The sequence below is a fragment of the Streptomyces yerevanensis genome (assembly GCF_000716805.1).
Classification (GTDB): Bacteria; Actinomycetota; Actinomycetes; order Streptomycetales; family Streptomycetaceae; genus Streptomyces; species Streptomyces flaveus.
This window is the reverse complement of the sequence record NZ_JNWJ01000007.1, coordinates 121840-142987: the sequence shown is the minus strand read 5'-3', so window position 1 is coordinate 142987 and position 21148 is coordinate 121840. Positions and strand designations below refer to the sequence as shown.

23 protein-coding genes are annotated in these 21148 nt (G+C 66.2%); 9 read left to right on the top strand and 14 right to left on the bottom strand.

All coding sequences use genetic code 11. The features are described from left to right. Nucleotides 1-5 precede the first annotated feature (5 nt). From OP79_RS09140 to OP79_RS09130, 3 genes are all read left to right on the top strand, one after another. Nucleotides 6-2117, top strand: coding sequence for a hypothetical protein (locus OP79_RS09140; protein WP_051744528.1), 2112 nt, complete (start codon nt 6-8; stop codon nt 2115-2117). Further along, nucleotides 2107-3396: a PIN domain-containing protein gene (locus OP79_RS09135; protein ID WP_051744527.1), complete on the top strand. Its 1290-nt coding sequence runs from the start codon at nt 2107-2109 to the stop codon at nt 3394-3396. The genes OP79_RS09140 and OP79_RS09135 overlap by 11 nt, the downstream gene beginning before the upstream one ends. A 235-nt stretch (nt 3397-3631) precedes the next feature. Further along, complete coding sequence (locus OP79_RS09130) at nt 3632-4012, top strand: AQJ64_40280 family protein (RefSeq protein ID WP_033319529.1); 381 nt, start codon at nt 3632-3634, stop codon at nt 4010-4012. 44 nt (nt 4013-4056) lie between these two features. Here the strand turns inward: OP79_RS09130 and OP79_RS09125 are convergent, their stop codons facing one another. The 6 genes from OP79_RS09125 to OP79_RS09100 form a co-directional block, all read right to left on the bottom strand. Beyond that, complete coding sequence (locus tag OP79_RS09125; protein WP_033319677.1) at nt 4057-4587, bottom strand: Uma2 family endonuclease; 531 nt, start codon at nt 4585-4587, stop codon at nt 4057-4059. A gap of 194 nt (nt 4588-4781) precedes the next feature. Further along, nucleotides 4782-5174, bottom strand: coding sequence for a PIN domain-containing protein (locus OP79_RS09120; RefSeq protein ID WP_245685255.1), 393 nt, complete (start codon nt 5172-5174; stop codon nt 4782-4784). Next, a complete protein-coding gene (locus OP79_RS09115) occupies nt 5171-5464 on the bottom strand; it encodes an Arc family DNA-binding protein (RefSeq protein WP_033319528.1) in 294 nt (97 codons plus the stop codon). Before OP79_RS09115 ends, OP79_RS09120 begins: the two co-directional genes overlap by 4 nt. Nucleotides 5465-5514: 50 nt before the next feature. Beyond that, nucleotides 5515-6063: a hypothetical protein gene (locus tag OP79_RS09110; RefSeq protein WP_063741896.1), complete on the bottom strand. Its 549-nt coding sequence runs from the start codon at nt 6061-6063 to the stop codon at nt 5515-5517. A gap of 101 nt (nt 6064-6164) precedes the next feature. Then, on the bottom strand, nt 6165-6725 hold the full coding sequence (locus OP79_RS55950) for a hypothetical protein (RefSeq protein WP_051744525.1): 561 nt from the start codon (nt 6723-6725) through the stop codon (nt 6165-6167). A 50-nt stretch (nt 6726-6775) separates the two neighbouring features. After that, entirely contained in the window at nt 6776-7234 is a 459-nt protein-coding gene (locus tag OP79_RS09100; protein WP_157857296.1) for a hypothetical protein, read from the bottom strand. Nucleotides 7235-7630: 396 nt separating this feature from the next. Between OP79_RS09100 and OP79_RS09095 the strand changes: the two genes are divergently transcribed. The 5 genes from OP79_RS09095 (at nt 7631) to yidD (ending at nt 10602) form a co-directional block, all read left to right on the top strand. Continuing rightward, nucleotides 7631-8284 carry a hypothetical protein gene (locus tag OP79_RS09095; protein WP_051744524.1) on the top strand — a complete coding sequence of 218 codons (654 nt, stop codon included), beginning with the start codon at nt 7631-7633 and terminating at the stop codon, nt 8282-8284. A gap of 88 nt (nt 8285-8372) precedes the next feature. Further along, entirely contained in the window at nt 8373-8786 is a 414-nt protein-coding gene (locus OP79_RS09090) for a hypothetical protein (protein WP_033319525.1), read from the top strand. An 86-nt stretch (nt 8787-8872) separates the two neighbouring features. Beyond that, entirely contained in the window at nt 8873-9013 is a 141-nt protein-coding gene (locus tag OP79_RS55945; protein ID WP_169786182.1) for a hypothetical protein, read from the top strand. 72 nt (nt 9014-9085) lie between these two features. Continuing rightward, a complete protein-coding gene (locus OP79_RS09085) occupies nt 9086-9727 on the top strand; it encodes a hypothetical protein (protein WP_033319524.1) in 642 nt (213 codons plus the stop codon). A 359-nt stretch (nt 9728-10086) separates the two neighbouring features. After that, a complete protein-coding gene (gene yidD / locus OP79_RS58470) occupies nt 10087-10602 on the top strand; it encodes a membrane protein insertion efficiency factor YidD (RefSeq protein WP_425428555.1) in 516 nt (171 codons plus the stop codon). Nucleotides 10603-10671: 69 nt separating this feature from the next. On the opposite strand, the gene OP79_RS09080 is transcribed toward yidD, so the two are convergent. The 8 genes from OP79_RS09080 to OP79_RS09050 all read right to left on the bottom strand — a co-directional run bounded on the left by OP79_RS09080 (nt 10672) and on the right by OP79_RS09050 (nt 16206). After that, nucleotides 10672-10977: a hypothetical protein gene (locus tag OP79_RS09080; protein WP_157857295.1), complete on the bottom strand. Its 306-nt coding sequence runs from the start codon at nt 10975-10977 to the stop codon at nt 10672-10674. A gap of 95 nt (nt 10978-11072) precedes the next feature. Further along, nucleotides 11073-11333, bottom strand: a complete 261-nt coding sequence (locus OP79_RS55225) for a hypothetical protein (RefSeq protein ID WP_157857294.1) — start codon at nt 11331-11333, stop codon at nt 11073-11075. A gap of 39 nt (nt 11334-11372) precedes the next feature. Then, entirely contained in the window at nt 11373-11975 is a 603-nt protein-coding gene (locus OP79_RS09075; RefSeq protein ID WP_033319522.1) for a hypothetical protein, read from the bottom strand. Then, entirely contained in the window at nt 11972-12607 is a 636-nt protein-coding gene (locus OP79_RS09070; RefSeq protein WP_033319521.1) for a hypothetical protein, read from the bottom strand. The genes OP79_RS09075 and OP79_RS09070 overlap by 4 nt, the downstream gene beginning before the upstream one ends. Continuing rightward, nucleotides 12604-13743, bottom strand: a complete 1140-nt coding sequence (locus OP79_RS09065; RefSeq protein WP_157857293.1) for a hypothetical protein — start codon at nt 13741-13743, stop codon at nt 12604-12606. Before OP79_RS09065 ends, OP79_RS09070 begins: the two co-directional genes overlap by 4 nt. A gap of 217 nt (nt 13744-13960) precedes the next feature. Further along, nucleotides 13961-15490, bottom strand: coding sequence for a putative T7SS-secreted protein (locus OP79_RS09060; RefSeq protein ID WP_051744523.1), 1530 nt, complete (start codon nt 15488-15490; stop codon nt 13961-13963). Then, entirely contained in the window at nt 15487-15810 is a 324-nt protein-coding gene (locus tag OP79_RS09055; RefSeq protein ID WP_033319519.1) for a type VII secretion target, read from the bottom strand. The genes OP79_RS09060 and OP79_RS09055 overlap by 4 nt, the downstream gene beginning before the upstream one ends. A gap of 93 nt (nt 15811-15903) precedes the next feature. After that, nucleotides 15904-16206, bottom strand: a complete 303-nt coding sequence (locus tag OP79_RS09050; RefSeq protein WP_033319518.1) for a WXG100 family type VII secretion target — start codon at nt 16204-16206, stop codon at nt 15904-15906. 256 nt (nt 16207-16462) lie between these two features. Here OP79_RS09050 and OP79_RS09045 point away from each other — a divergent pair, with 256 nt between their 5' ends. Further along, on the top strand, nt 16463-21112 hold the full coding sequence (locus OP79_RS09045) for an FtsK/SpoIIIE domain-containing protein (protein ID WP_033319517.1): 4650 nt from the start codon (nt 16463-16465) through the stop codon (nt 21110-21112). Nucleotides 21113-21148 lie beyond the last annotated feature (36 nt).

Here is a 21148-nt window from a genome sequence, read left to right as displayed (position 1 = left end):
CAGCCATGACAATCACGCCGCACGTCAGACACCACCCACACGCTCTGGCCATCGCACTTCTCCTCCTGCTGTCCGCCCTCCTGACCGCGATCACCACCGTCACCGCCACCCCCGCAACCGCCGCCGACACCACCCAAGCCGCCCACCTCGCCGACCGCCTCCGCGCCAACCCGGTCTACGTGACCGACCAACTCCCCCGGGAAATCCCCCAGTCCACCGCTCCCGACTTCGCCCGGCTGGCGAAGGGCACAGGCGTGCCGACGTACGTACTCGTACTCACCGACTGGAACAACGGCAAGGCGCTGCTCGGCGCGGTCCACGACCGGCTCGGGCGGGACGGACTGTACGTGCTGGTGAACGACACCGGCGTAGCCGACGCCGTGGCGTACGGAGTGCGGGCGCCGGCCAACGATGCCGCGACCGTGGCGCAGTTTGAACTGCCTTTTGACGCGGGACCGTTGAGGAAATTCGAGCGGTTCGTCGAAGTCGTCGCGCTGGGCGGCGAGAAGGCGGCCGCGCGGGCGGAGGCGGCGTTCGAGAAGTACGACAGCGGCAGCGGCGCGGATCCCGAACCGCTGTACATCGGCAAGACGGACCGCGAGAACCAGTCGTTCCTCACCGGGATCCTGCTCACCGGCGCACCTCTGCTGATTCTGTTGATCACGCCGTTCGTACGTCGCTGGCGGCGCCGCCTGCCCTCGGCGCGCACCGCGACGTCGGGCACAGCCCCAGCCCGCCGCGTACCCCGTGGCACAGTGCCCGGCCTCGCCCTCCTCACCGCCGCCGCGATCGCCCTCGGCGCCTCGCTCACCTTCGACCAGACCACGTCAAGCGCCGCGCAACTGCCCACCGCCGCCGATCTGTCCGCTCGGATCGACCGCGTCGCGGAGGGGCTGCGGCAGAACCCGGTCTACGAGGATCCGGAGAGCCCACGCGTCCTCGACGCCAAGCAGAGAGACCAACTGGACGACAGAATAAGGGAGTTCGGGCGTTCCGAAGACGGCGGCCCGGTCTACGTGGCCATCGTTCCGATGACGCCCGGCGACGAGTCGGACGGTAACGCGGAGGTCTTCACCTCAGCGGTGCACAAGAAGCTGGGCAAGGACGGCGTATACGTCGCGGCAGACCCGCTCAGCGGAGACATCAGCGTCCTCAGCTACGGCCTGCGCCTCGACAACAGCCACCTCATCCTCGAACTACCGGAGTCCATCGGTTACGGCGACCACTCCGCCGACTCGGGCGAGTCTGACGGCTACCGGCTCGGCGAACGCCTCGACCAGCTCATGACGTTCCTCGACAAGGCACCACGTACGGACGAGCCCAGCTCCCCCGACACCATCCCGAGCCGGGAACCCATCGACACACACGCACTCCCCCCGCTCTTCTCCGGCGACTTCTGGCCCGGACTGATCATGGGGGCCGTGGCCGCGCTGCTCGTCTTCGGACTCGTCGCGGCGGTGCTCGGGATCGTCGGCGCGGTGCTCCGGCGACGCAACCCCGCACCCGTACCCACGGCGGTGCTGCCCCTGGAGGCGCCGACAGACCCGTCGACCGCGTACCTGCGCCGCACGGCTCGTACCGAACTCGGCGCGCTGGCAAGAGGGTTCACCGACGGCGACGGACAACCCGACCCCACCACCGGCAGCGCACCCGCCCCCGAGGCGGGCACCCGCGCCTGGGACTGCTTCGACGCCGCGATGCTGCTGGTCGACGGCGATGCCGGAATCGACGACGACGCCGTGGAGCCCGCCTCCCTGGTGGCGGTCATCGTCCTCGCCCGCGCCGGCCGGGCCGCCCTCGCCGGCGACACCAACAACCTCTGCTGCGGCCTGAACCCCCTGCACGGCCCGGCGGTCAGCCGCCATCACGTACGCATCTCCGGCCCCGCCGAGCCCATACGCCGCCGCATGCTTCCCGTCTGCGAGGTGTGCCGCGACACGGCCGTCGTCGAGCCGGGCACGGTGCACACGATCCGGATGACGCTGCCGGGTCAGGGGCGGGAGCAGGGGCGCGACGAGCGCATACCGTACGAGGAGGCCGAGGGCCCCCTCCCCGCCGTACGCGACGGAATTCCCCAACTCATCAGCCACGTACGGGAGTTCGCCAGTGTCCGCTAAGCGAGGCCCCGCCGTCCTCCTCCTCACCGCACTCGTGACCGCCCTGCTCCTCGCCCTACTCGCCGCTGTCCCGGCGCCGGCCTGGGCGAAGGACCCGAGCCCCGGCGAGCGCATCGCGAACGCCCTGCGCTCGTCGCCCGTGTACGTCGACCCCGCGTACGAGGGCTCGGTCCCACCCGACCGCCGGCAGGAGCTGACCGACCAGATCGCGCGAACTGGTCTCCCCATCAAGGTAGTTCTGACGCCCCTCACCAAGGGCGACTCCTTCAACGGCGACTCGGACACGCTCGCGGAGATCGTCCACGACCGCCTCGCCCTGCGCGACCTCATCCTCATCACCACGGACGGCGACTTCGCCGACTATCTGAACGGTTACGAGTGGCCGGGCGAGGCCCACCAGGCGCAGGACGCGGTGGCCGCGGTCGGCCACCTGGGTGAGATGGAGGACGCGGGCCTGGCGGACCGTACGGCGAAGGCGATCGAGCTGGTGGAGGAGGGTGACGGCGAGAAGGCGTACGAGGAGGCGACGAAGGACTTGGGCGACGGCTCGTACTCGTCGAACTCCCGTGCAGACAATGGCACTTCAGCGCAACCTTCCTGGCTGTGGCCGACCCTGATCGCCGTACTGGCACTCGCGGCGGTCGCCTTCGCCACCTTCCTCTTCGTACGCCGCCGACGCGCGCCCCTCCCGTACCCCCGGACCGTGTTCACCGCGGCCCGCACATCCGACGAGGCCGAACTCCGCCGCCGGGCCGAGGCAGAGATCCTGTCCCTCGGCGACTCGGTCCAGTCGGCGCCCTCTTCAACTCCCGCCCCACAAAGGGCACTTGACGCCTACGCTGCCGCTGGCACCGTCCTCGACGCATCCCGCGGCGTCCCGGACCTGGCCGGAGTCCTGGCCCTGGTGGCTGAGGGCCAAGACGCCTTGGCCGCCTCCACCACCCCCACTCCCTTCCCCCTCTGCTTCTTCAACCCCCTCCACGGCCGCGCCACCTCCCGCACCGACTGGCGCCTCCTCGGCCGCCGCGAATCACTCCGCGTGGCCGCGTGCACGACCTGCACGGAGGCGCTGCGCTCGCGACGGGCTCCCGAGGTACTCATGGACATGGACGCGGCGGAGGACGACCGACTCGTGCCGTACTTCGAGGTGCCCAACAGCCTTTGGGCGAGGACGGGTTACGGCTCGCTGCTGGCGGGGCCGGAGGACAGCCTGGCGCTTCGGGTGGGGCGGGGGGACTTCTCGCGCGGCATCACGGCCTCGGAGCGGAGGCAGGACTGACATGGCCGTGACGGCATCGCTCGGCGATCGCCACGGCCAATGGTGACGTGATCTGCCGCGGCCCGAGATGAAGGGCAGGCAGTCGCGGAGCGCTTGGTTCCGTGTTCGTTCCGGCTCAGGCAACCTGCGCGAGCGCTGGGCGGTCCTACTGGATGCCGAGGTCGGTACAACGGTCTTGCCGACGTGCCGGCGCACGGACAGAAAACGTGACCCGACCGCTTGACCGAGGATGGGGATGACAAATCTGAACACCCAGGTGACCTGGGTCGACGCACGCGAGAGGCTGCCGCAGCCCGGTGCACCGGTGGCAGCGGCGATAACGGGCCGGTATCCAACCGACAGTGCTGAGTCCGAAACAGCGTTGGGGGAGGAATTCTGGATTGTGGTGCCGATGTACTTCACAAATCGGCACTTCAGTGAGGACGGGACGGAACACAGGGACTGCTTCGTCGACTCCGACAGGTATGTCCATCTGCCCTACGGTCTTACCGACGATGACACCGTGACTCACTGGGCTGAGCTGCCCACTCTGCCGGGCAAGACGACACACCTCGTTCTCGGGGAAGACGTGCAGCCGGCGCTCCAGAGCGCGTGGAGTGCCCGTCCTGCCACCTGATCCACAACCTGCTTCGGGCACTTACTGATCGGTGACGCCGCTCGTCACGCGTCACGCGTAGGGAAGGTGCTGGTGTCGATCTTCACGCGCTCACCGGTGGCCAGGGTGAGACTCACCTGCTCCCCATACGGGATCTCGACGACTCGGTCGTAACCGGAGGCATGTGGCTCCGACATCAGCGTGACGACCTTCTTGAACGGGTCAGCGATCATGTAGTAGTCGATCCCGAAGCGGCCGTACTTCTGCACGTTCCGGACGTAGTCCTTCTCGTCCTCCGGCTCGGACGGGACCTCGGCCACCATGAGCACATCGAGGCAGGAGTAACTGTTCTTGCGGCGCTCGGCGTCGAAACCGATGACCGTCAGGTCCGGCGCCGCGTCGTTCTCCCCGGGAAAGGTGACGAGGACATCGCCGAATACGCGGTCGCGAGCGATGCCGGCGGCCTTGACCGCATCCCTGACATCCGCCACGGTCCAGTCCTGCTCAGGACTCTGCGGGGTCATAATCACCCTTCCATCGAACACCTCGACCTTGTACCCATCCGGGATACCGCCGCGCTCGATCAACTCACTCATGACAGTCACCACAGCTCACCTCCTATGGGCATTATGACTGGCCACAGGCCCGTGGGAGCGACCTTCGGATTCACGGGGAGATCCAGGGCATGACGCTCGGCCGAGCTCGGCATTTCCACCCTCCGACATCGGCCTCGGCGGAGAGAGCGCCAAGTTGCCTGCCCGCTCCCGCAAGGACAGGCAGGCAACGTTCGTCAGCGGTTCAGATCCATCACGCCGACTCCGAGCCCCTCGTACGGCTCCGGAGCGACGGTTGCGACCAGCGCGCCCTCGGGAACCATCTGGTTCGGCCGCGCTGCGTGCACCGCTGCGGCCACACCGAAGGACACACCGGCGCGGCACAGTTCGGCGATCATCACGGCCATCGCGTAGTCATCGTCGATCACGTGCACTACATCGATCAGCAAGCCGACATGTTCAACGATCCCCGAACGCTCACGCTCCGCCTCCAGGAGGCACAGGACAGGCACCCAGAGACGCACGTCACCGCTGGCCGCAGCAGCGTGAATGAGGCCGGATACCTGCTTGTTGCCTCCGAGGGCGAGCAGAGTCGGAGTGTCGAGGACGTAATGCTCGGTCGGGATCAACGCGTCGCCTCCGCGTCCGCCTCTGCCTCGGCAAAGGCGGCACGGTGAGCGGCGGTTGCCGCACGCATCTTGCGCCGCATCTCGGCGGATTCCTCATCCGTCACGTCGTGCCCGAACCGCTCGGCAAGCAGCGCACGGGTGCGATCGGCCCGTTCCTTGATCTGCTCAGGAGTCAGCGTCTGAGCTGCTATGTCCTGCATAAGGGCACGCAGACTCGTCCCACGCGCCTCGGCCACGGCGGCGAGCTGGTCACGGACTTCGGCGGGAACACGGATCATGACGTCGGACATAGGGTAAGTATACGTGGCGTATACGCACTGCGTTCCGGGCAGGGCCAGCCTCAGGCAGAGCTGGACCCGCCCCGACCTCGCGAGCCGACGCGCAGGCGTGCAGTGCCCCCCAGCCCGAACCGCCCCCAAGGGATCAGCACCAGAGGCGCCCAGCTGAAGCCGACGAAGGGAACGCTGATCAGCGAGACGACCCTCTCGGGAAGGATCCAGCCGAGCTGAGCGGGAAGCAGCGAAACGACAGCCAGGTAAACGCCGATCACCACAACGCCGAGCGCCTTGAGCAGCGACTCGCCCGGCCCGAGCCTGGGCTTCTCCTCGGTTCCCCGGACCGCCGCGAGGAGGAGCAGAGGCAGCATCAACCCCATCAGGCTCCCCATGCCGACGCCCCCGGTGATCACGGCCACCCGTCCGTCATCAGGAACCGCTGACGACAAGAAGGAGTCGTCGGCCAAGCCATGGGTGAGGGCCGCGCCCGCATAGCCGCCGAGCATTATGGTCGCCAGGACCAGCACCGCCCCCGTACCGAACGCGATGTTCCCTGCCAGCGAGCGCCCACGGCGCTGCGCCCGGGGCTTGCCGCCCCCTGATCCAACAGACATGAACTCCCCGCCTCCTCACCAGGCCCGGGGAGGATAGCCGTCCCTTTCGGCTACGCGCAGTCGGCCGGCGCCTCGCCCGAGATCCGAGCGACAGCGTCACGTCACCCCCGACGAGCGGCCGCCCGGCTCTTCCCCTTGCCTTTCTTACGGAGCTTCCGTATACGCTCCCGCTCCCGGAGCCGGCGTTCCTCGGCCCGCGCGGCACGCCATCGGTGGACGAGCCATCCGATCACTCCCGCGGTGATGGCGTACGAGAGGAATGCGCTGCCCGTGCCTGGGATGTACTCGCAACTCGGCCCGGACCGGCAGAACTTGCCGGGGTAGAAGGCATTCCACAGGTACATCCCAGAGCAGCACGCCACCACCCAGCAGAGCCCAGCCCCCGCGATACGGAACCCACGCCTCGCCCCCGCCGCCCCCGGGACCAAGAAGTCGGGCGCGAACCACAACCCACCAAGAGCACCGAAAACGGTCACCAGCCCGAAACCGCCTCCAACAACCCAAGGCCCACCGGGCCAACCCATCAGAGTCGGCGCCGAGTCGCGCACGAGCCACTTCAAGGTGCCGAGCCCGAATACGAGAACAACCCCGGCAGTCGCCAGGACGATCACGACCCCGACAACCCCGGCACCGAACCGGACTCGCTCGTCGCGCCAGAGCATTGCGTCCCTTTCACTCTCGGGTGAGGTCAGGCCGTTCGCCGCGAAATGCTTCAGCCGATGGGACCCCAGTCGCGACGCGGCCTCGGCGGCTCAGCCGCCTGAGCGGACGCGGCGGCGGCGCCATCGGCCCCGTTCCTGGAGGCACGCCCCAACGGCAGCAGCACTACGAGCCCCAGAAGACCGAGCACCCCGAACAGCCCGCCGATCCCCACCCCGAACCACCCACTGCTGTCACCGCGACTCAAATCCCGGACACCCGAGACAACCAAGGCCACGCCAATGATCAACGGAGGCGGCACCCAAGGCCACGAGTTGGGCTCAGAAACCGGCTCGGGACGCCGCCCCTCAGAGAAAGCCGCGTACCAAAAACGAGCACTCCACCAGGCGAGCAGGTACGCCGACACCGCCGCCGCCCCGAAGCCGACGATGACCGACACGTCACCGCCGGTCCCTTGGAACGTGGTGAAGGTCAGTCCCACCCCGAGCATGAGCATGATGATGCACAGCATGACGCCGCTGGCGAGACGGGATCGACGGCTGCCGCTGAGGGCGTTGGAGGGTATGTACACGCGGGCACCTTAAGAGGGCGCTGGCTGGGCATGGAAGATCACCGTTCGGCGACGAAGGAGCCCATACCCGGCACCGTCCCACGCCACGACGTAACCCTCGTCACGCAAGCAACGCCTGGATCCCGGCAAATAGCACCCAACACCCGGCCCCGAACGCACATCCCGCGCTCGGGGCCACCGCATGTCCAGACACAATCGGGCCACAAGCGGCATCAACTCGCCCCGCTTTCTCCCCATCTGCCCAGCCATGCAAGGAAGTTCGCCGTGGCGAAACCGTCCGCCCCACAGATACCGTCGTTGCTCTTGACCGAACCTATGTCTCACGGGGAGTCCACAGTGAAGCGCCGCCCTTTGCTCGTTGCTGCCGCGCTCGCCGCAACCGCAGCCCTGTTGCTCACGGCCTGCGGAGGCGAGGACGGCGGGGCGAAGGACGACAAGATTGCGGAGGCCGATCAGGAGGGCTCAGAGGAGTCGGCTTCGCCGAGTGGAGAGGCGTCCGATTCCGCCGAGCGGCCCGACATCACCCTCCCCAAGGACGTCACGAACGTCTTCGAGAGCTGGAAGACGGGCGACTCGACGAAGGACGCGGTACTCACCGACATCAGCGAACGAATCAATGCCACGGACGCGGCCATCACGGCTGGCGCTCCGGACTCCTCGGCGCTCAAGTTCTACTACGGCGATGAAGCCCTGGTCGACGCCGTGCAGTGGGTCCAGGGTTACCAGAACGACGGCAAGTCAATCACCGGGAAGACTCGCTACTTCAATCCCGAACTCGAGGTCTTCGACAAGGACACGGCGGCCCTCGCGTACTGCTCCGACGAGAGCAAGGCGTACGACAAGGACCGTAAGACCAACAAGGCCGACGAGACGACAGTGACGAAGAACTCGTACGTCACCTACAACGCGCGCGTGCAGAAGAACGAGCAGGGCATCTGGCAGACCACGAGTCTGCTTTCGGAGAGGGGGAACGCGAAGTGCGCTCCGTGACAGCGCGGAGGTGGTGGCCCGCCGCAGGGGCGGCTGCCACCACATTGGTATCCGCTACCTCGTCCGCACTTCACCCTGAGGAACGACCATGGACCTGAACTCGGCCCGGCGCATCGCCGAGGCGGAAGCGGCCCGCACCGGACTAGGCACCGGCCCCAACCGTCGGCTCCGGCTGACCCTGTTCATCGGAATGCCCCTGGTCTTTCCGGTGTTCGGGATCTTGTTCCTAGTGCCGCAGTCCCTGAGGAACGACGTGCTTAACGTCTATAAGGCCGGGATCATCGGCTGTCTCCTGCACTTCGTCTGGGTCTTCGTGAAGTACCCCCGGTACGACGACCGCCCGCCCTACCTCACCCGGGATCTCGCCATGGGCGGCGGCTTCTTCCTGCCCTCGATGCTCCTCGGTTTCTGGCCGGGCATCTTCGCCGCACCGGCGTGGGCGCTCTTCGTCGGTCTCGCCTTTGTCGTGGAAGGAATCAAGGAGCGCCGTGCCCACCGCTGAGCAGCGCCGAGCCCCCGGCCGGCTTCAACCTGGTCCCGCCGCCCGGCTGGGACACGATTCCGCTTCGCCACGGCACCGAGGAAGCGATGGACCACATCGTCCGCAAGGCCGTCGCGCAGCTGCCCGTCGGCTTTCCCAAGGACGACATTCCGCAGGCCCGGCTGAAGCTCGCCAAGGGTCGGATCCGGCCTTCGCCGACGCCCTCGTGGAGCTGTTCGAGGCCGTGATGGGCACGTTCCGTTTTAGCTATGCCTGAAGGCTTCCCCCTCAACCCGCGCCCCCGACGAAAGAGACCCCTCATGTCCGACGGCACCCTGTGGAGCACCGATCTCGGCACCCCGCTCCCCATCGACACGGATGCCAACCCGGGCCTCTGGGGCTATCTCCACCTCCAGATCGACAAGGCGAACTTCAAGGAGTGGCTGGACCTGCACTTGACCGGCATCGCCATGGTCCAAGGCATCGAACTCACCCGCAAACTCCGCAAGTTCCACAAGAACTTCTACGAGCAGACGCTGGTGACGCTCCGGGACAAGCTCCAGGCCGACGAGGCGTTCATCTACCACGCCGTTCCACTGCAGCTCATGCCGCTGGTGATGCACGCCACCCGCTTCCACTGCCAGGCCCCCGATGCGGCCTCCTGCGAGGGAATCGCCGCGCTCACGGTGCCGCACCCGGAGATCCCCGAGTGGCAGCAGCGAACCGGCAGCGTCGCTTTCGCCTCCCCGTACCTGGGCTCGGACGGGGTCCGAGTCACCCGCTCCTACCCCGCGGACCGCACCATCATGATGACCTCAGTGACGTATCACTGGCACACCCCGCCCGGCCTCCCCGACGTCTGTCTCCGCGGGCACCATGACGATCCTGAAGTGATCGCCGCAGCAATGGAGCCCTTGGACGACTTCGCGCGGACGCTCCGGCTTCCTGGGGCGGCTCATTGACCGACTCTGTCGGGGAATCTTGAGAATCCTCAGAGAAAGGGTTGGGGCAACCCGCATAACGTGAAGACATCCCCTTGCCATCACAGAAGGCGCCCTCCAACTGCAAGGCATCAATGGATCAGCTATCGAATTCCCCATGTCCGAAGTGCTGGGCGTCGTGCTCACTGGCAAGCCAGGTACCTAGCCGTATTTGGACATTCACTTTCACTCCGGGGGCACGATCGAGGTGCGCACTACGGCCGCGGAGGTGCAGGCGATCGGAATCGACATGTCCGAGGCGAATTCGTAGCCTCACTCCTTCCGCTTCTCGTTATTGGTTCATGGTTTATTGAGAAGCTTCGACGTGGCTGACCAGCCCGATGGAACATCTCGTCCGGTCGGCTCAATCAAGGCATAACTCGACTCGACCGTATATCCACCAGCAGAGGAAGAACGTCATGTCGAACACCCGAAGGAAGAAAGATTCTGGCAGGCAGAGAAAAGCCACCACGCAAGACAGTTGGTGGGAGGTTCTGCTCGACGCGTGCATATGTTGCAGGGGGGTCTGTCCTGCTGCATGGCTGATTGCGCTCGGCACGGTACTCACACGGCCTGCCGCCCGCTTGCAGACCGGAGCGAGGGATGATCCGGCGGCGCCGCGACCGCCAGGGTGGCTGGCCACCAAAATGTATGCGGTAGTCCACTATTATCGCGTGTCGATCAGTCCGACCCAACCAGCCCGATGCCCTTACAAGCCATCATGTTCGACCTACGCAGTACAGGCTCTGTATCGACATGGCGCATTTCGCGGGGGATGGTTGATCATGACCCGCTTGCTGCGTTGCCGTCCTGCCGCAGCTCGCCGACGAGGATTCCGTGACACCGTCCCAAGTTAGCTGATCGATTAAAATTGATTTGCGGTCAGCACAGGTACAAGGAACTCACTTTCAGCTGTCCGGATCGATTTATTTTCCCTCGCCGTCAAGGGCAATGTTCCTCATGGTGGACATCAAATCGTCCGTGACCTGCGAAAGCACCTCTGAGTACTGCACGTCCCTCCAGCTCACTGTGGCTACGATGACGTACTCCAATCCAGGCGGGAAGACGGCGTATCTGACGAACTCGACCAGTCGACTACCGAACCCGAGGAATCGCTTGGACTTCGCCATCCCTTGGACGCGCACCGCTGACCCTGCGCGGAGGTCAACATTCCTCACATCAGGCTCACCGACGATCTCCGCGTTCGCCCACTGTAGGAGAAGTGGCAGCACTTCCGCAGGCTGCGGTCTGGGCTCACCCTCTTCGCCATATGAGTCAACTACGAGATCTACAAGACTACTTCCGGCCTCTGAGTAATAAGCGGCTGTCAGGGCCGGTCCCCCCTTTTTTTGAGGTCCACAGCCCGGTTGACCAGATCGTCGAAGAGATCCTTTCCGTCAACCGTCAATTGAAGGTGATTGAAGCGCTCTACTGCGAGACTGGCCAGACCCATGGCTTCTGCCCGCTTTCCACCATCGAGCGTGGGGTTGACCCATCCATCCTGAAAATCAAATCGGCAAGTGTGATCGGCAACAGCCGAAGAGTCCCCTTCGGGGATCTCAGGTAGGGAATTTCCGCTCGCGCTCATGCGAGACCTTTCCTGCTTAGACTTCTCCGAGCGTGAGAATCACGGCGCGGTAGCCTCTACAGTGAGCGTTCGCGCGATGCTATCGGCCGCTTCTTCCATCGCGTCGGCGATCCCTGGGACGGTCCAGGACATGAGCAGGATGACCGCGCTCTCGGTTCCTTCGGGAAGCGATCCGTACGTAAGCGTCTCCAGGAGAATTCCAGGATGCTCCGGTGAATCGGCGTCTGCGGCAAAGTTCTGCCGAATGCGCACTGCGGAGCCGAGCGGCAGATCAGTCCGGGAGATCTCCGGCGGTCCGAAGTCATGGACACTGAATGTCTCGGCCAGCCAGTCCAGAGTGATCTGCGGGACCGATTCGTCAGGATGAATGAGGTCGACTTCCAGGGTACTCAGCGCATTGTCGAAGCCGTCGGGGTAGAGCAGGAAAGCGTAGAGCGGAGAACGTCGCCGACTGTCCTCAGCCCTGGCTCGAAGGTCGGCCTGTAGGGGCTCCGGGTCGATTTCGTATCCCGCCGCGCGACCTCTTTCGATCAGGCCCTCCCCTACCTCCTTCACCCAGCTCTCGACGTCGTCGTCCGGTTTGACGGGGACGTAGATCCAGTCCGGTGGACAGGAGATCCCGTACTCCAGGATGGGAATCAATTCGCCGCACCTTTCCAGGCGAGGGATCCGGCGACCGCGTCAAAGAGTTCGACCATGGCGTCCGCGATCTGGACCAGTGGTGTCGAGAACGTCAGCAGCAACTGCATGTCACTGCGGGGGATGGACAGCTGATAGTCCACCGTGACGGAAGGCAGGGCATAATCGCCGTCCTCGGGCTGCATCCTGGTAGACGCCGATTCGGGATCCACTCGGACCTTCATGGCCGAGCCGGCAGCAAGCTCGACAACCGATACTGTGCGTCCCTTGCCACCTTCGGCCTTGAGGCTCTCGGCAAGATCACGCAGCGACGGCAATGGGACCTTGGGATCCCTCGGAGTCACCAGGGTGACGAGCAGCGAGGCCGGAATCGTAAGTGAGCCTGCCTGTTGAAGGCTGATGTAGAGTTCGATGCCGCCTTCGTCAAAGGCTCTGGCTGCCTGCCTGATCAGCTCTTTTCGGAGCTCCATCTTGATCTGGGGGGCGTTATCGATTCCCTTGAACTGCCTTTCCAGCAGGGCATCGACAGACTGCTCACGCCGCTCCGGGGCAATGTGAACCCGGAACCAGCCTTGCGGTAGAAGCAGTTGGTAGTCCGCGGGCGGCGCCGCGTCACGCTGGGGTGTCGAGCTCACGACCGCTCCGCAACGTCGGGTCGGTCGTAGGCGAGGCGGCTGGTGAGCTGATGTGCGAGGACCGGGCCCAGCACAAGGGCCACAGTCAGAGCGGAGAGGATCCCCGCGACCCGCGCAGGGACCGCGTCCGAGAAGAGCCCGGCCAGGAGAAGCGCACTGAAGATCGGAATCACGATCGGCTCGCTTCCGCCGATCACCACCGCCTGCCAGCTCGTTGCCCTGCGGATATCCTTGCCGTCCATCGCCGCCATCTTCATGGCATCCCCTCCAAGCTCATGCTTCTGCCACCAGCTGTCCGGACTCTCCGCAGGCCCAGTGTTCTTCGCAGGCTGGAAGTTCTCATCGGACACGGGAAGTTCGAGGGCTGCCACGAGCTCTGCCCATCGCTGTTCGCCGTCCGGGCCCGCGAACCACCATCGCCATGGCAGGAGCGCGCGCGCCTGACCGTCAGCGTCCCGCAACTCGATACCCAGGCACTCCCGGGTCTTCGGATGCGTCAACCGCACCAGTCGCGCTATGCCATGAGCTGCCCGGCGCGCGTACCAGCGCTCCTCCCCGACGGTGTTGGTCAACACCACCTCACCAGGCATGACCCGCACGCACGCAGTCTCGCGGAATCGGCGAGTAGCGCCGGCGTCCGCCTCGGGAGACGGCCTGACCACGGTGGCGTTGGAGACGCGCCCGTCACCGCGAGTACGCCACCAGGCGAGAGCGCGCACGGCGACGTCACTACCGGGCACCATGAGCAACGCACTCGCCGCGACGACAAGGCCCCAACTGTCGCCGCCCATTGCGAAGGAGAGAATCAGCGCAATGAGCCAGCCGAAGATCCCGATGCCCCTGACCCAGCTGTGCCAGATCGGCAGATCCACGTTGCTTGCCCGGTCATAGCGGCCACCTCCCGGGCTTTCGAACACTTCACGCCCCCAGGGCGTCTGACTCTCCGAGATCGGAACGTTGAGGTCATCGGCCAGTTGTTTCAGCCCTGCCCGGCTGAGGCAGTCTCGTGGCCTCAGTTGCGCCGACCCGATAGCACCTGCCTCGGGAAGCCATTGGGCGAGCGGGACCTGTAGTACGTAACGTCCCTGCTCATCCTGGAAGACCACGACTCCCCAACGTGCCGCAGGTTGCTTCATGGTTGTTTCCCAGACATCGCCAGGTGGGAAGAACACGGCTCGTCGGATTCCGCCGCTTCCGACTGGATATCGGCGCTCATGTCCGCGCCGGTCCCGTGCGACCAGCGTCTTCCCGTCGGCGTAGATGCGCGCATTGCGTACCAGGTCAAGGCCGGGGGGGCGCATGCCCTTCGGGCGCAAGGCCGGCTCTCGGGGTGCCGTGTCGCTCTTCGACTGCTCAGCCATTACTTGTCGTCCACGCATCCTTGACTCCGGTCGCCGACCAGAGACCGTCGTCCAGTCCATCGACGCCGATACGATCACCGATCCGGCTCGTGATTGGCCCCTTGTCCGCAGCATCCGTGAACGAGGCTATTCCGGTCGAAGCGGCCCAGATTCGCGTCTGTGTCTGAAAGGTGTCGGACAGGGCCGAAACCGCGCTGCCGGAGCGCACAGAATCATCGATGTCATCGAGACCTCTACTCAGGGAGGCAAGACCGGAATCGCCCACTCTGGGCCGCATCCCGTTCTGCCACGCGTCAGACCAAGTATTCCCCTTGAATAGATCTCCAGTGTCTTTGAACGCCTTGAGGTCTTTGAAGCTGTCGATCATTTCCTTTCCGATGGCTTTGGGGCTGAACGCTTCGGCCAGGCGCCCCGCACCAGGGAACCAGCCCTTGGGGGCATTGGCCAGGGCCTCCGCACCTGCCTTTCCCCGCAGTGCCCCGCCGCTCACTTGGTTCGCCTCTTTGAACGCCTTCTGACGGGCCTTGTGCCACGCGGCGGAACCCCGCTTCGCGGTCACGTTCGCCATGTAGTTACTGAAGCCCTTCGAACGGGCAGCGCTCTTCGCCGCGTTCACCGCTCCACGCCCACCGGCGATGGCCCCCCGGCCAATACCGAACGTTGCCAGTCCCACGATATCCAGCGCAACATCGAACCAGCTGCCCTCTCCCGCGAGAGCCAACACGAGATGGCCGACGAGGGAGACGAGTGTGGCGATCAGCGCGATCGTGCCGAGAATTCCCGCAAGTGCCTGCCCGATGACGGGTATCCAGCCCACGAGCAGGGACAGGGTTCCGCAGATGGTCGCGACCCATCCGAGTCCGTCGACCCACTCCTTGATCCAGCCCGAATTATCGTGTACCCAGTCCTTGAACTTGTCCCAGCGGCCGTCCTTCAGACCGTCATTGTCGATGGCGTGGCGAATAGCATCACGTGCCTTCGTGACCGCCGCGTCGCGGACGTCTTTGGCTGCTTCAAGGTCTCTCTTCGCCCGCTCCATCGCCGAAGTCGCCGCTTCCTGGCGATTCTCCAGCTTCTTCCGGCCGGGGTCATCGTCGGCCGTGTTCTTGGGGAGCTTGTCGATCCCATTGCTGCTCGCCTTGTGCTCGTCATCAGCGGCTTGGGCATCGCGGAGCGCCTTGTCGGCCATCGTTTGCGCACGGTGGAGTTCCGAGGCGTACTCCTTCGGGCTGCCGCCGTCGACCACCTTCTCCCCGAGAGCGTCCGCTGCGGCGTCGTAACGCTTGTACGCCTTCCGCAGCTTGCCCCCGGCTTCCTCGGCTTCTTTTCGGAACTCCTCGGCTGCCTTGCTCTTCCACGACTCAACGGACGAGAGCGCTTTGATCTCATCCGCCTGCTTCTTGATCGCCTCTGCGGTCCTCCGCAGATCTCGGCCGAGTTTGGCGACCTCTTCCGGCTCGCCGGGAATCGGGTCCGATGATTCGCCGATTACTGACCACTCATCGGCCCGGGGACGCGTCACTTCGCCTCTCCCTTGGCACCCGGCTTCTTCTTGTCAGTGCCCCGCAGAGCCTCGGCAAGCTGGTGATCAACGTCTTCGTAGGCCTTGGCCGCCGCAGACAGGACCTCCGAGAGCTTCTTCAGTTCGTCCGTCAGGCGCTCTCGATGGATCTTCCAGTTGTCACCGAAATCGTCAAACGTGTCGACCAGACTCTGGTCACCGAGCGTACGAGAGCCGAGGCCCTCAGCTGGGTTTGCATTCTTTGTGAACTCCCAGTGGATCCGGGAGAGCGACTTGGCGCTCGCTTTGATACGCGTGAGATCAGCCGTCTGGTCCGACATGAATTCCCCTACCGAGAAAGGTCCAACGAAGCGCGACTGGCGTGGCGACCGTGTGTAGCCGCCACGCCAGGCAGAACCGCTCAGAGGCGGGCCTCAGCCCTTGACCCCCTTGGCCAGCTCCTCGTCCAAGTTCTGGTAAGCCTCCTTGGCCTTGGTCAGGAACTTGGACATACCCTCGAGGCCCTCCATGGCCTTCTTCGCGCCCTTGGTGAAGTCCTTGAAGGACTCCTCGAAGGCGGCCGAACCCTTCTGGGTGGTGTAGCCGCCGTTGTCGACCAGGGTCTTGATCCGGTCGTCGATGGAGTCGAGTTCGCCGTGCAGCCGCTCCATATCCCTCAGCAGCTTGCCGGCTTCCTTCTCGAGTTCGGCATATGTGATATCTGCGTCTTTGGCCATGACGGCTTCCTCCCGTTCAGATCGCCTCAGGGCCTTCCCCCGTGGCTCCGTTGTACGGATCCTCGACCGTGCAACAGGCCGTCCGCACGAGCAAAGAGCTTACGTGTGGGGCAGTTGGGATCAACAGCCCGGCTGAGCAACAGGTTCGTGACCGTCCTGCGGATCCCGTTGTCGCGGGTAAGGAGCGGGCGGCTATCGTCGCTGCCACTGTGTTGTGCGTTCTGGGGGCGGCCTCAGCCCAGCGAGGAGGACGATCGTGCGCCTGAGTCTGACCGTCGTCGATCCGGTCGGTGGCGCCAGTACCGACGTGGTGCTCGATGCCGATCCGGAGTCGTCGATCGGGGACATCGCGCGGGAGTTGGCGCGGCATGTCGGTATGTCCGAGGGTGCGCAGGTCATCCCCATTGGCGGTCGTCCCATACCCGGCGGCGGTGGGGCGCCTCAGATGTTCGTCGACGGATACGCCGTGGACCCGAGCGCGAACATCGTCGCTTCGCCGATACGGGAGGGTGCCGTCGTCAGCCTGCACGACCCGGCCGGCTGTCTTCCCGGGGAGCCGACCGGCGTGGTGGAGCTGCGGGTGGTCAGCGGTCCCGCGGCGGGTGCCGTGCACCGGCTCGGGGTCGGGCGGTACGACATCGGCAGCGGCCCGGCCGCACAGCTCCGCGTCGACGATCCCGAACTCGCCCAGCGCGCCGCGACGTTGTCGATCGCAATCGACGGTACCTGCAAAGTCACCCTTCATGGCGACAAGGGCGGCAAGGGCGATAACGGGGATAATAGCGACAACAGGCACGACAGCAACAACAGGGGCGACAAAGGCGATAAGAAGGGCGACAAGAAAAGCGGCCCGCGCCTCGACGGCGAAGACTTCGAAGGCGGCGAATGGCCCCTCGGCGCCCAACTCGCCCTCGGTAATACATTGCTGGAAATTGCCGGATACACCCCGCCGAATGCCGCGTTGAAGTGGTCGGAGGACGGCGTCGGGCTCGACTACAACCGGCCTCCCCGTCTGCGCCCGCCGGAGCGCGAGACCAACTTCCGGCTGCCCTCGAAGCCCAGTGATTTCGAGGCGCGCCCGCTGCCCTGGCTGATGGCGCTGTTCCCGCTGGTCGGCGCCGTCGTCGCGGTCATGATCTTCGGGCGCTGGTACTACATGATCATGGCTCTGCTGAGCCCGGTCATGCTCCTCGGCAACTACTTCATGGACAAGAAGCACGGCCGGAAATCGCATGCGAAGCAGGTCAAGGAGTACAAGGAGCACAAGGCCCGTATCGAGAAGGACGCCCAAGAGGCCCTGCTCGCCGAGCGGTTGGACCGGCGCCAGGCCATCCCCGACCCCGCCGCGGTGCTGGCCATCGGCACCGGTCCGCGTACCCGGCTGTGGGAACGGCGGCGCACCGACGCCGACCACCTGCTGGTGCGGGTCGGTACGGGACGGGTCCCGTCCGAGGTTGTGCTCGACGACCCGGAGCAGGACGACCACAAGCGTCACGTCACCTGGCACATCGAAGACGCCCCTGTCGCACTGCCGTTGAAGGATCTCGGTGTCATCGGCATCGCCGGGCCCGGCGACTCGACCCACGCCCTGGGGCGGTGGGTCGTCGCTCAGACCGCGGTGCTGCACAGCCCGATGGACGTCCAGTTCTACGTACTGACCGAGAACGCGGCGCACCCGCGCTGGGACTGGGTGCGCTGGCTGCCGCACGCGCGTCCGTCGGGCGGCCAGGACATCAACCTGCTGATCGGTACGGACTCCGAGACCGTCGGCGCCCGCGTCGGTGAGCTCACCCAGCTGCTGGACGCCCGCCAGAAGGCCTTGAAGGAGTCCGGGAACCAGGCAGGTTTCAGCGACCCCGACGTCGTCGTCGTATGGGACGGGTCCCGTCGGCTGCGCTCGCTGCCCGGTGTCGTACGGCTGTTGCGTGAAGGTCCGGCCGTCTCGATGTACGCGATCTGCCTGGACGAGGAGGAGCGGTTCCTGCCCGGCGAGTGCCAGGCCGTGGTCGTCGCCGAGCCCCGCCCCACCGAACAGACCGCCGCCGCGGGGGCCATGGCCCCGCAGGTCGCCGGGGGCGCAGCCGGTGGGGGCGGCGGATTCCCGTCCTTCCAGGCCTGGCACCGGGCGGACGAGCAGGGGCAGCAGGGCGAGGAGCAGGCGCTCGAGCTGCGTCTGCGGGTCGAGCAGACCGGTGCCCGTCGCATGAGTGACGTACGGCCCGATTTCGTGTCACCGGCCTGGTGCGCGCGGCTGTCCCGCTCGCTGTCTCCCGTGCGGGACATCAGCGGTGAGACCGAGGACTCCGCGCTGCCCGCCTCCAGTCGGCTGCTCGACGTGCTGCAGTTGGAGCCGCCGACGAGCGACGCGATCACGGCCCGCTGGCGGATGGGCGGGCAGTCGACGATGGCCGTCGTCGGTGAGTCGTACGACGGTCCCTTCGGCATCGACATGAGGCGGGACGGTCCGCACGGTCTGATCGCCGGTACGACCGGTTCCGGTAAGTCGGAGCTGCTGCAGACCATCGTGGCCGCGCTCGCCGTCGCCAACACCCCCGAGAACATGACGTTCGTGCTCGTCGACTACAAGGGCGGCTCGGCGTTCAAGGACTGCGTGAAGCTGCCGCACACCGTCGGCATGGTCACCGACCTGGACGCGCACCTCGTCGAGCGCGCCCTGGAATCGCTCGGCGCCGAGCTCAAGCGGCGCGAGCACATCCTCGCCGCGGCCGACGCCAAGGACATCGAGGACTACCAGGACCTCGTACGGCGCGATCCCTCGCACCCTCCCGTGCCCCGACTGCTCATCGTCATCGACGAGTTCGCCTCCATGGTCCGTGACCTGCCGGACTTCGTCACCGGCCTGGTCAACATCGCCCAGCGAGGCCGCTCCCTCGGCATCCATCTGCTCCTCGCCACACAACGGCCCAGCGGTGTCGTCTCGCCGGAGATCCGGGCCAACACCAACCTGCGTATCGCGCTGCGGGTGACCGACGGCAGCGAGTCCAGCGACGTCATCGACTCGCCCGAGGCCGGGCACATCGCCAAGAGCACACCCGGTCGCGCTTACGTGCGTCTGGGGCACGCCTCGCTCATCCCCTTCCAGTCCGGCCGGGTCGGCGGTCGCCGTCCCGGGGCCGCCGATCCGCAGACGCTCGCGCCGTGGGCGGGGCCGCTGACCTGGGAGGACCTGGGACGCGCCGCGCTGCAGAAGCCCAAGACGGAGGCGCGCGAGGAAGAGGAGATCACCGACCTCAAGGTGCTGGTCGACGCCGTACAGGGCGCCAATCGGGCTATGGGCATCCCGGCACAGCACAGCCCCTGGCTGCCGGCCCTCGAAGAGACCCTGCTGCTGGACGACATTCCGCCGGTCCGGAGCGCGGGTGCGCTGCCGGCCGCCCCGTACGGCGTCGAAGACCTGCCGGGACAGCAGGCCCGCCGCCCGGTGGCCGTGGACTTCGCGACCTTCGGGCACCTGCTCGTCGGCGGCGCCCCGCGCACCGGACGTTCCCAGTTGCTGCGTACGATCGCGGGTTCACTGGCCCGTACGCACTCGGCGGCCGACGTCCATCTGTACGGGATCGACTGCGGCAACGGCGCCCTCAACGCGCTGACCCGCCTGCCGCACTGCGGTGCCGTCGTCGGACGTAACCAAGTGGAGCGGGTCGTACGGCTCTTCGCGCGGCTGTCCGGTGAACTCACCCGCCGTCAGGACCTGTTCGCCGAGAAGGGGTTCGCCGACATCGGGGAGATGCGGGCCTCCGTCGCGGAGGACGAGCGGCTGCCGCACATCGTGCTGCTGCTGGACCGCTGGGAGGGCTGGCTGCCCACGCTCGGCGAGTATGACCACGGTGATCTGACCGACCAGCTCATGGCCATGATGCGGGAGGGCGCGAGCGTCGGCATCCACATCGTGATCACCGGTGACCGCCAGATCCTGGCCGGCCGGATCTCCTCCCTGACCGAGGACAAGTACGGTCTGCGGCTGGCGGACCGCGGTGACTTCTCGATGCTGGACATCAACTCCCGCAAGGTTCCCGAGGAGATCCCGCCCGGACGCGCCTTCCGGAACGAGACGGCCACGGAGACGCAGTTCGCCCTGCTCTCCGACGACACGACCGGCCAGGGCCAGGCCGCCGCGCTGGTCGCCATCGGCGAGGCCGCGGCGGCCCGTGACGCGGACCTCCCGCGCTCCCGCCGTCCCTTCCGCGTGGACGTCCTGCCGAGCCGGATCTCCTTCGCCGATGCCTGGGCGATGCGCGATCCGGAGACGACCGGGTCCCCGCTGTGGGCCCTGGTGGGCGTCGGCGGTGACGAGATCACCGCGTTCGGCCCCGACCTCGCGCAGGGGATTCCCGCCTTCGTGATCGGCGGCCCCGCCAAGTCCGGTCGCAGCACAGTGCTGCTGAACTTCGCGCGCTCGTACCTCACTCAGGGCGTACGTCTCGTCGTCGCGGCGCCGCGGCAGTCCCCCCTGCGTGAACTGGACGGCCAGGAAGGCGTGTTGAAGGTCTTCACCGGCAACGACATCGAGACCGACGAGCTGGAGGAGGCCATCGGCTCGGCAACTCCTGAGCAGCCCATCGTCGTCCTCGTCGACGACGCCGAGGTGCTGGACGACTGCGACGCGGAGGACGTCTTCGAGCGCATCGTGAAACGCGGCACGGAGGACGGCGTGGCCGTCGTCATCGCAGGTGACGAGGAGGAGATCTGCGACGGCTTCTCCGGCTGGCAGGTCGACGCGAAGAAGGCCCGCCGCGGGATCCTGCTGTCGCCGCAGGACTCGTCCGCCGGCGAGCTGATCGGCATCCGTACGACCCGGAGCATGGTCGGCGGTCCCATCGCACCGGGCAAGGGGATGCTGCACCTGGGCAGCGGGGAGCACATGACGGTCACGACGCCTACGTAGCGCTCCGCTTCAACTGGCGGTATGCCGGCGGTGGTT

What these genes read in the sequence shown, in the direction of transcription:
- OP79_RS09140 (WP_051744528.1), top strand. Translation starts at nt 6, where the DNA reads ATGACAATCACGCCGCACGTCAGACACCACCCACACGCTCTGGCCATC.
- OP79_RS09130 (WP_033319529.1), top strand. Translation starts at nt 3,632, where the DNA reads ATGACAAATCTGAACACCCAGGTGACCTGGGTCGACGCACGCGAGAGG.
- OP79_RS09125 (WP_033319677.1), bottom strand. Translation starts at nt 4,587, where the DNA reads ATGAGTGAGTTGATCGAGCGCGGCGGTATCCCGGATGGGTACAAGGTC.
- OP79_RS09115 (WP_033319528.1), bottom strand. Translation starts at nt 5,464, where the DNA reads ATGTCCGACGTCATGATCCGTGTTCCCGCCGAAGTCCGTGACCAGCTC.
- OP79_RS09110 (WP_063741896.1), bottom strand. Translation starts at nt 6,063, where the DNA reads ATGTCTGTTGGATCAGGGGGCGGCAAGCCCCGGGCGCAGCGCCGTGGG.
- OP79_RS55950 (WP_051744525.1), bottom strand. Translation starts at nt 6,725, where the DNA reads ATGCTCTGGCGCGACGAGCGAGTCCGGTTCGGTGCCGGGGTTGTCGGG.
- OP79_RS09100 (WP_157857296.1), bottom strand. Translation starts at nt 7,234, where the DNA reads ATGCTGTGCATCATCATGCTCATGCTCGGGGTGGGACTGACCTTCACC.
- OP79_RS09090 (WP_033319525.1), top strand. Translation starts at nt 8,373, where the DNA reads ATGGACCTGAACTCGGCCCGGCGCATCGCCGAGGCGGAAGCGGCCCGC.
- OP79_RS55945 (WP_169786182.1), top strand. Translation starts at nt 8,873, where the DNA reads ATGGACCACATCGTCCGCAAGGCCGTCGCGCAGCTGCCCGTCGGCTTT.
- OP79_RS09085 (WP_033319524.1), top strand. Translation starts at nt 9,086, where the DNA reads ATGTCCGACGGCACCCTGTGGAGCACCGATCTCGGCACCCCGCTCCCC.
- yidD (WP_425428555.1), top strand. Translation starts at nt 10,087, where the DNA reads ATGGAACATCTCGTCCGGTCGGCTCAATCAAGGCATAACTCGACTCGA.
- OP79_RS55225 (WP_157857294.1), bottom strand. Translation starts at nt 11,333, where the DNA reads ATGAGCGCGAGCGGAAATTCCCTACCTGAGATCCCCGAAGGGGACTCT.
- OP79_RS09065 (WP_157857293.1), bottom strand. Translation starts at nt 13,743, where the DNA reads ATGAAGCAACCTGCGGCACGTTGGGGAGTCGTGGTCTTCCAGGATGAG.
- OP79_RS09055 (WP_033319519.1), bottom strand. Translation starts at nt 15,810, where the DNA reads ATGTCGGACCAGACGGCTGATCTCACGCGTATCAAAGCGAGCGCCAAG.
- OP79_RS09050 (WP_033319518.1), bottom strand. Translation starts at nt 16,206, where the DNA reads ATGGCCAAAGACGCAGATATCACATATGCCGAACTCGAGAAGGAAGCC.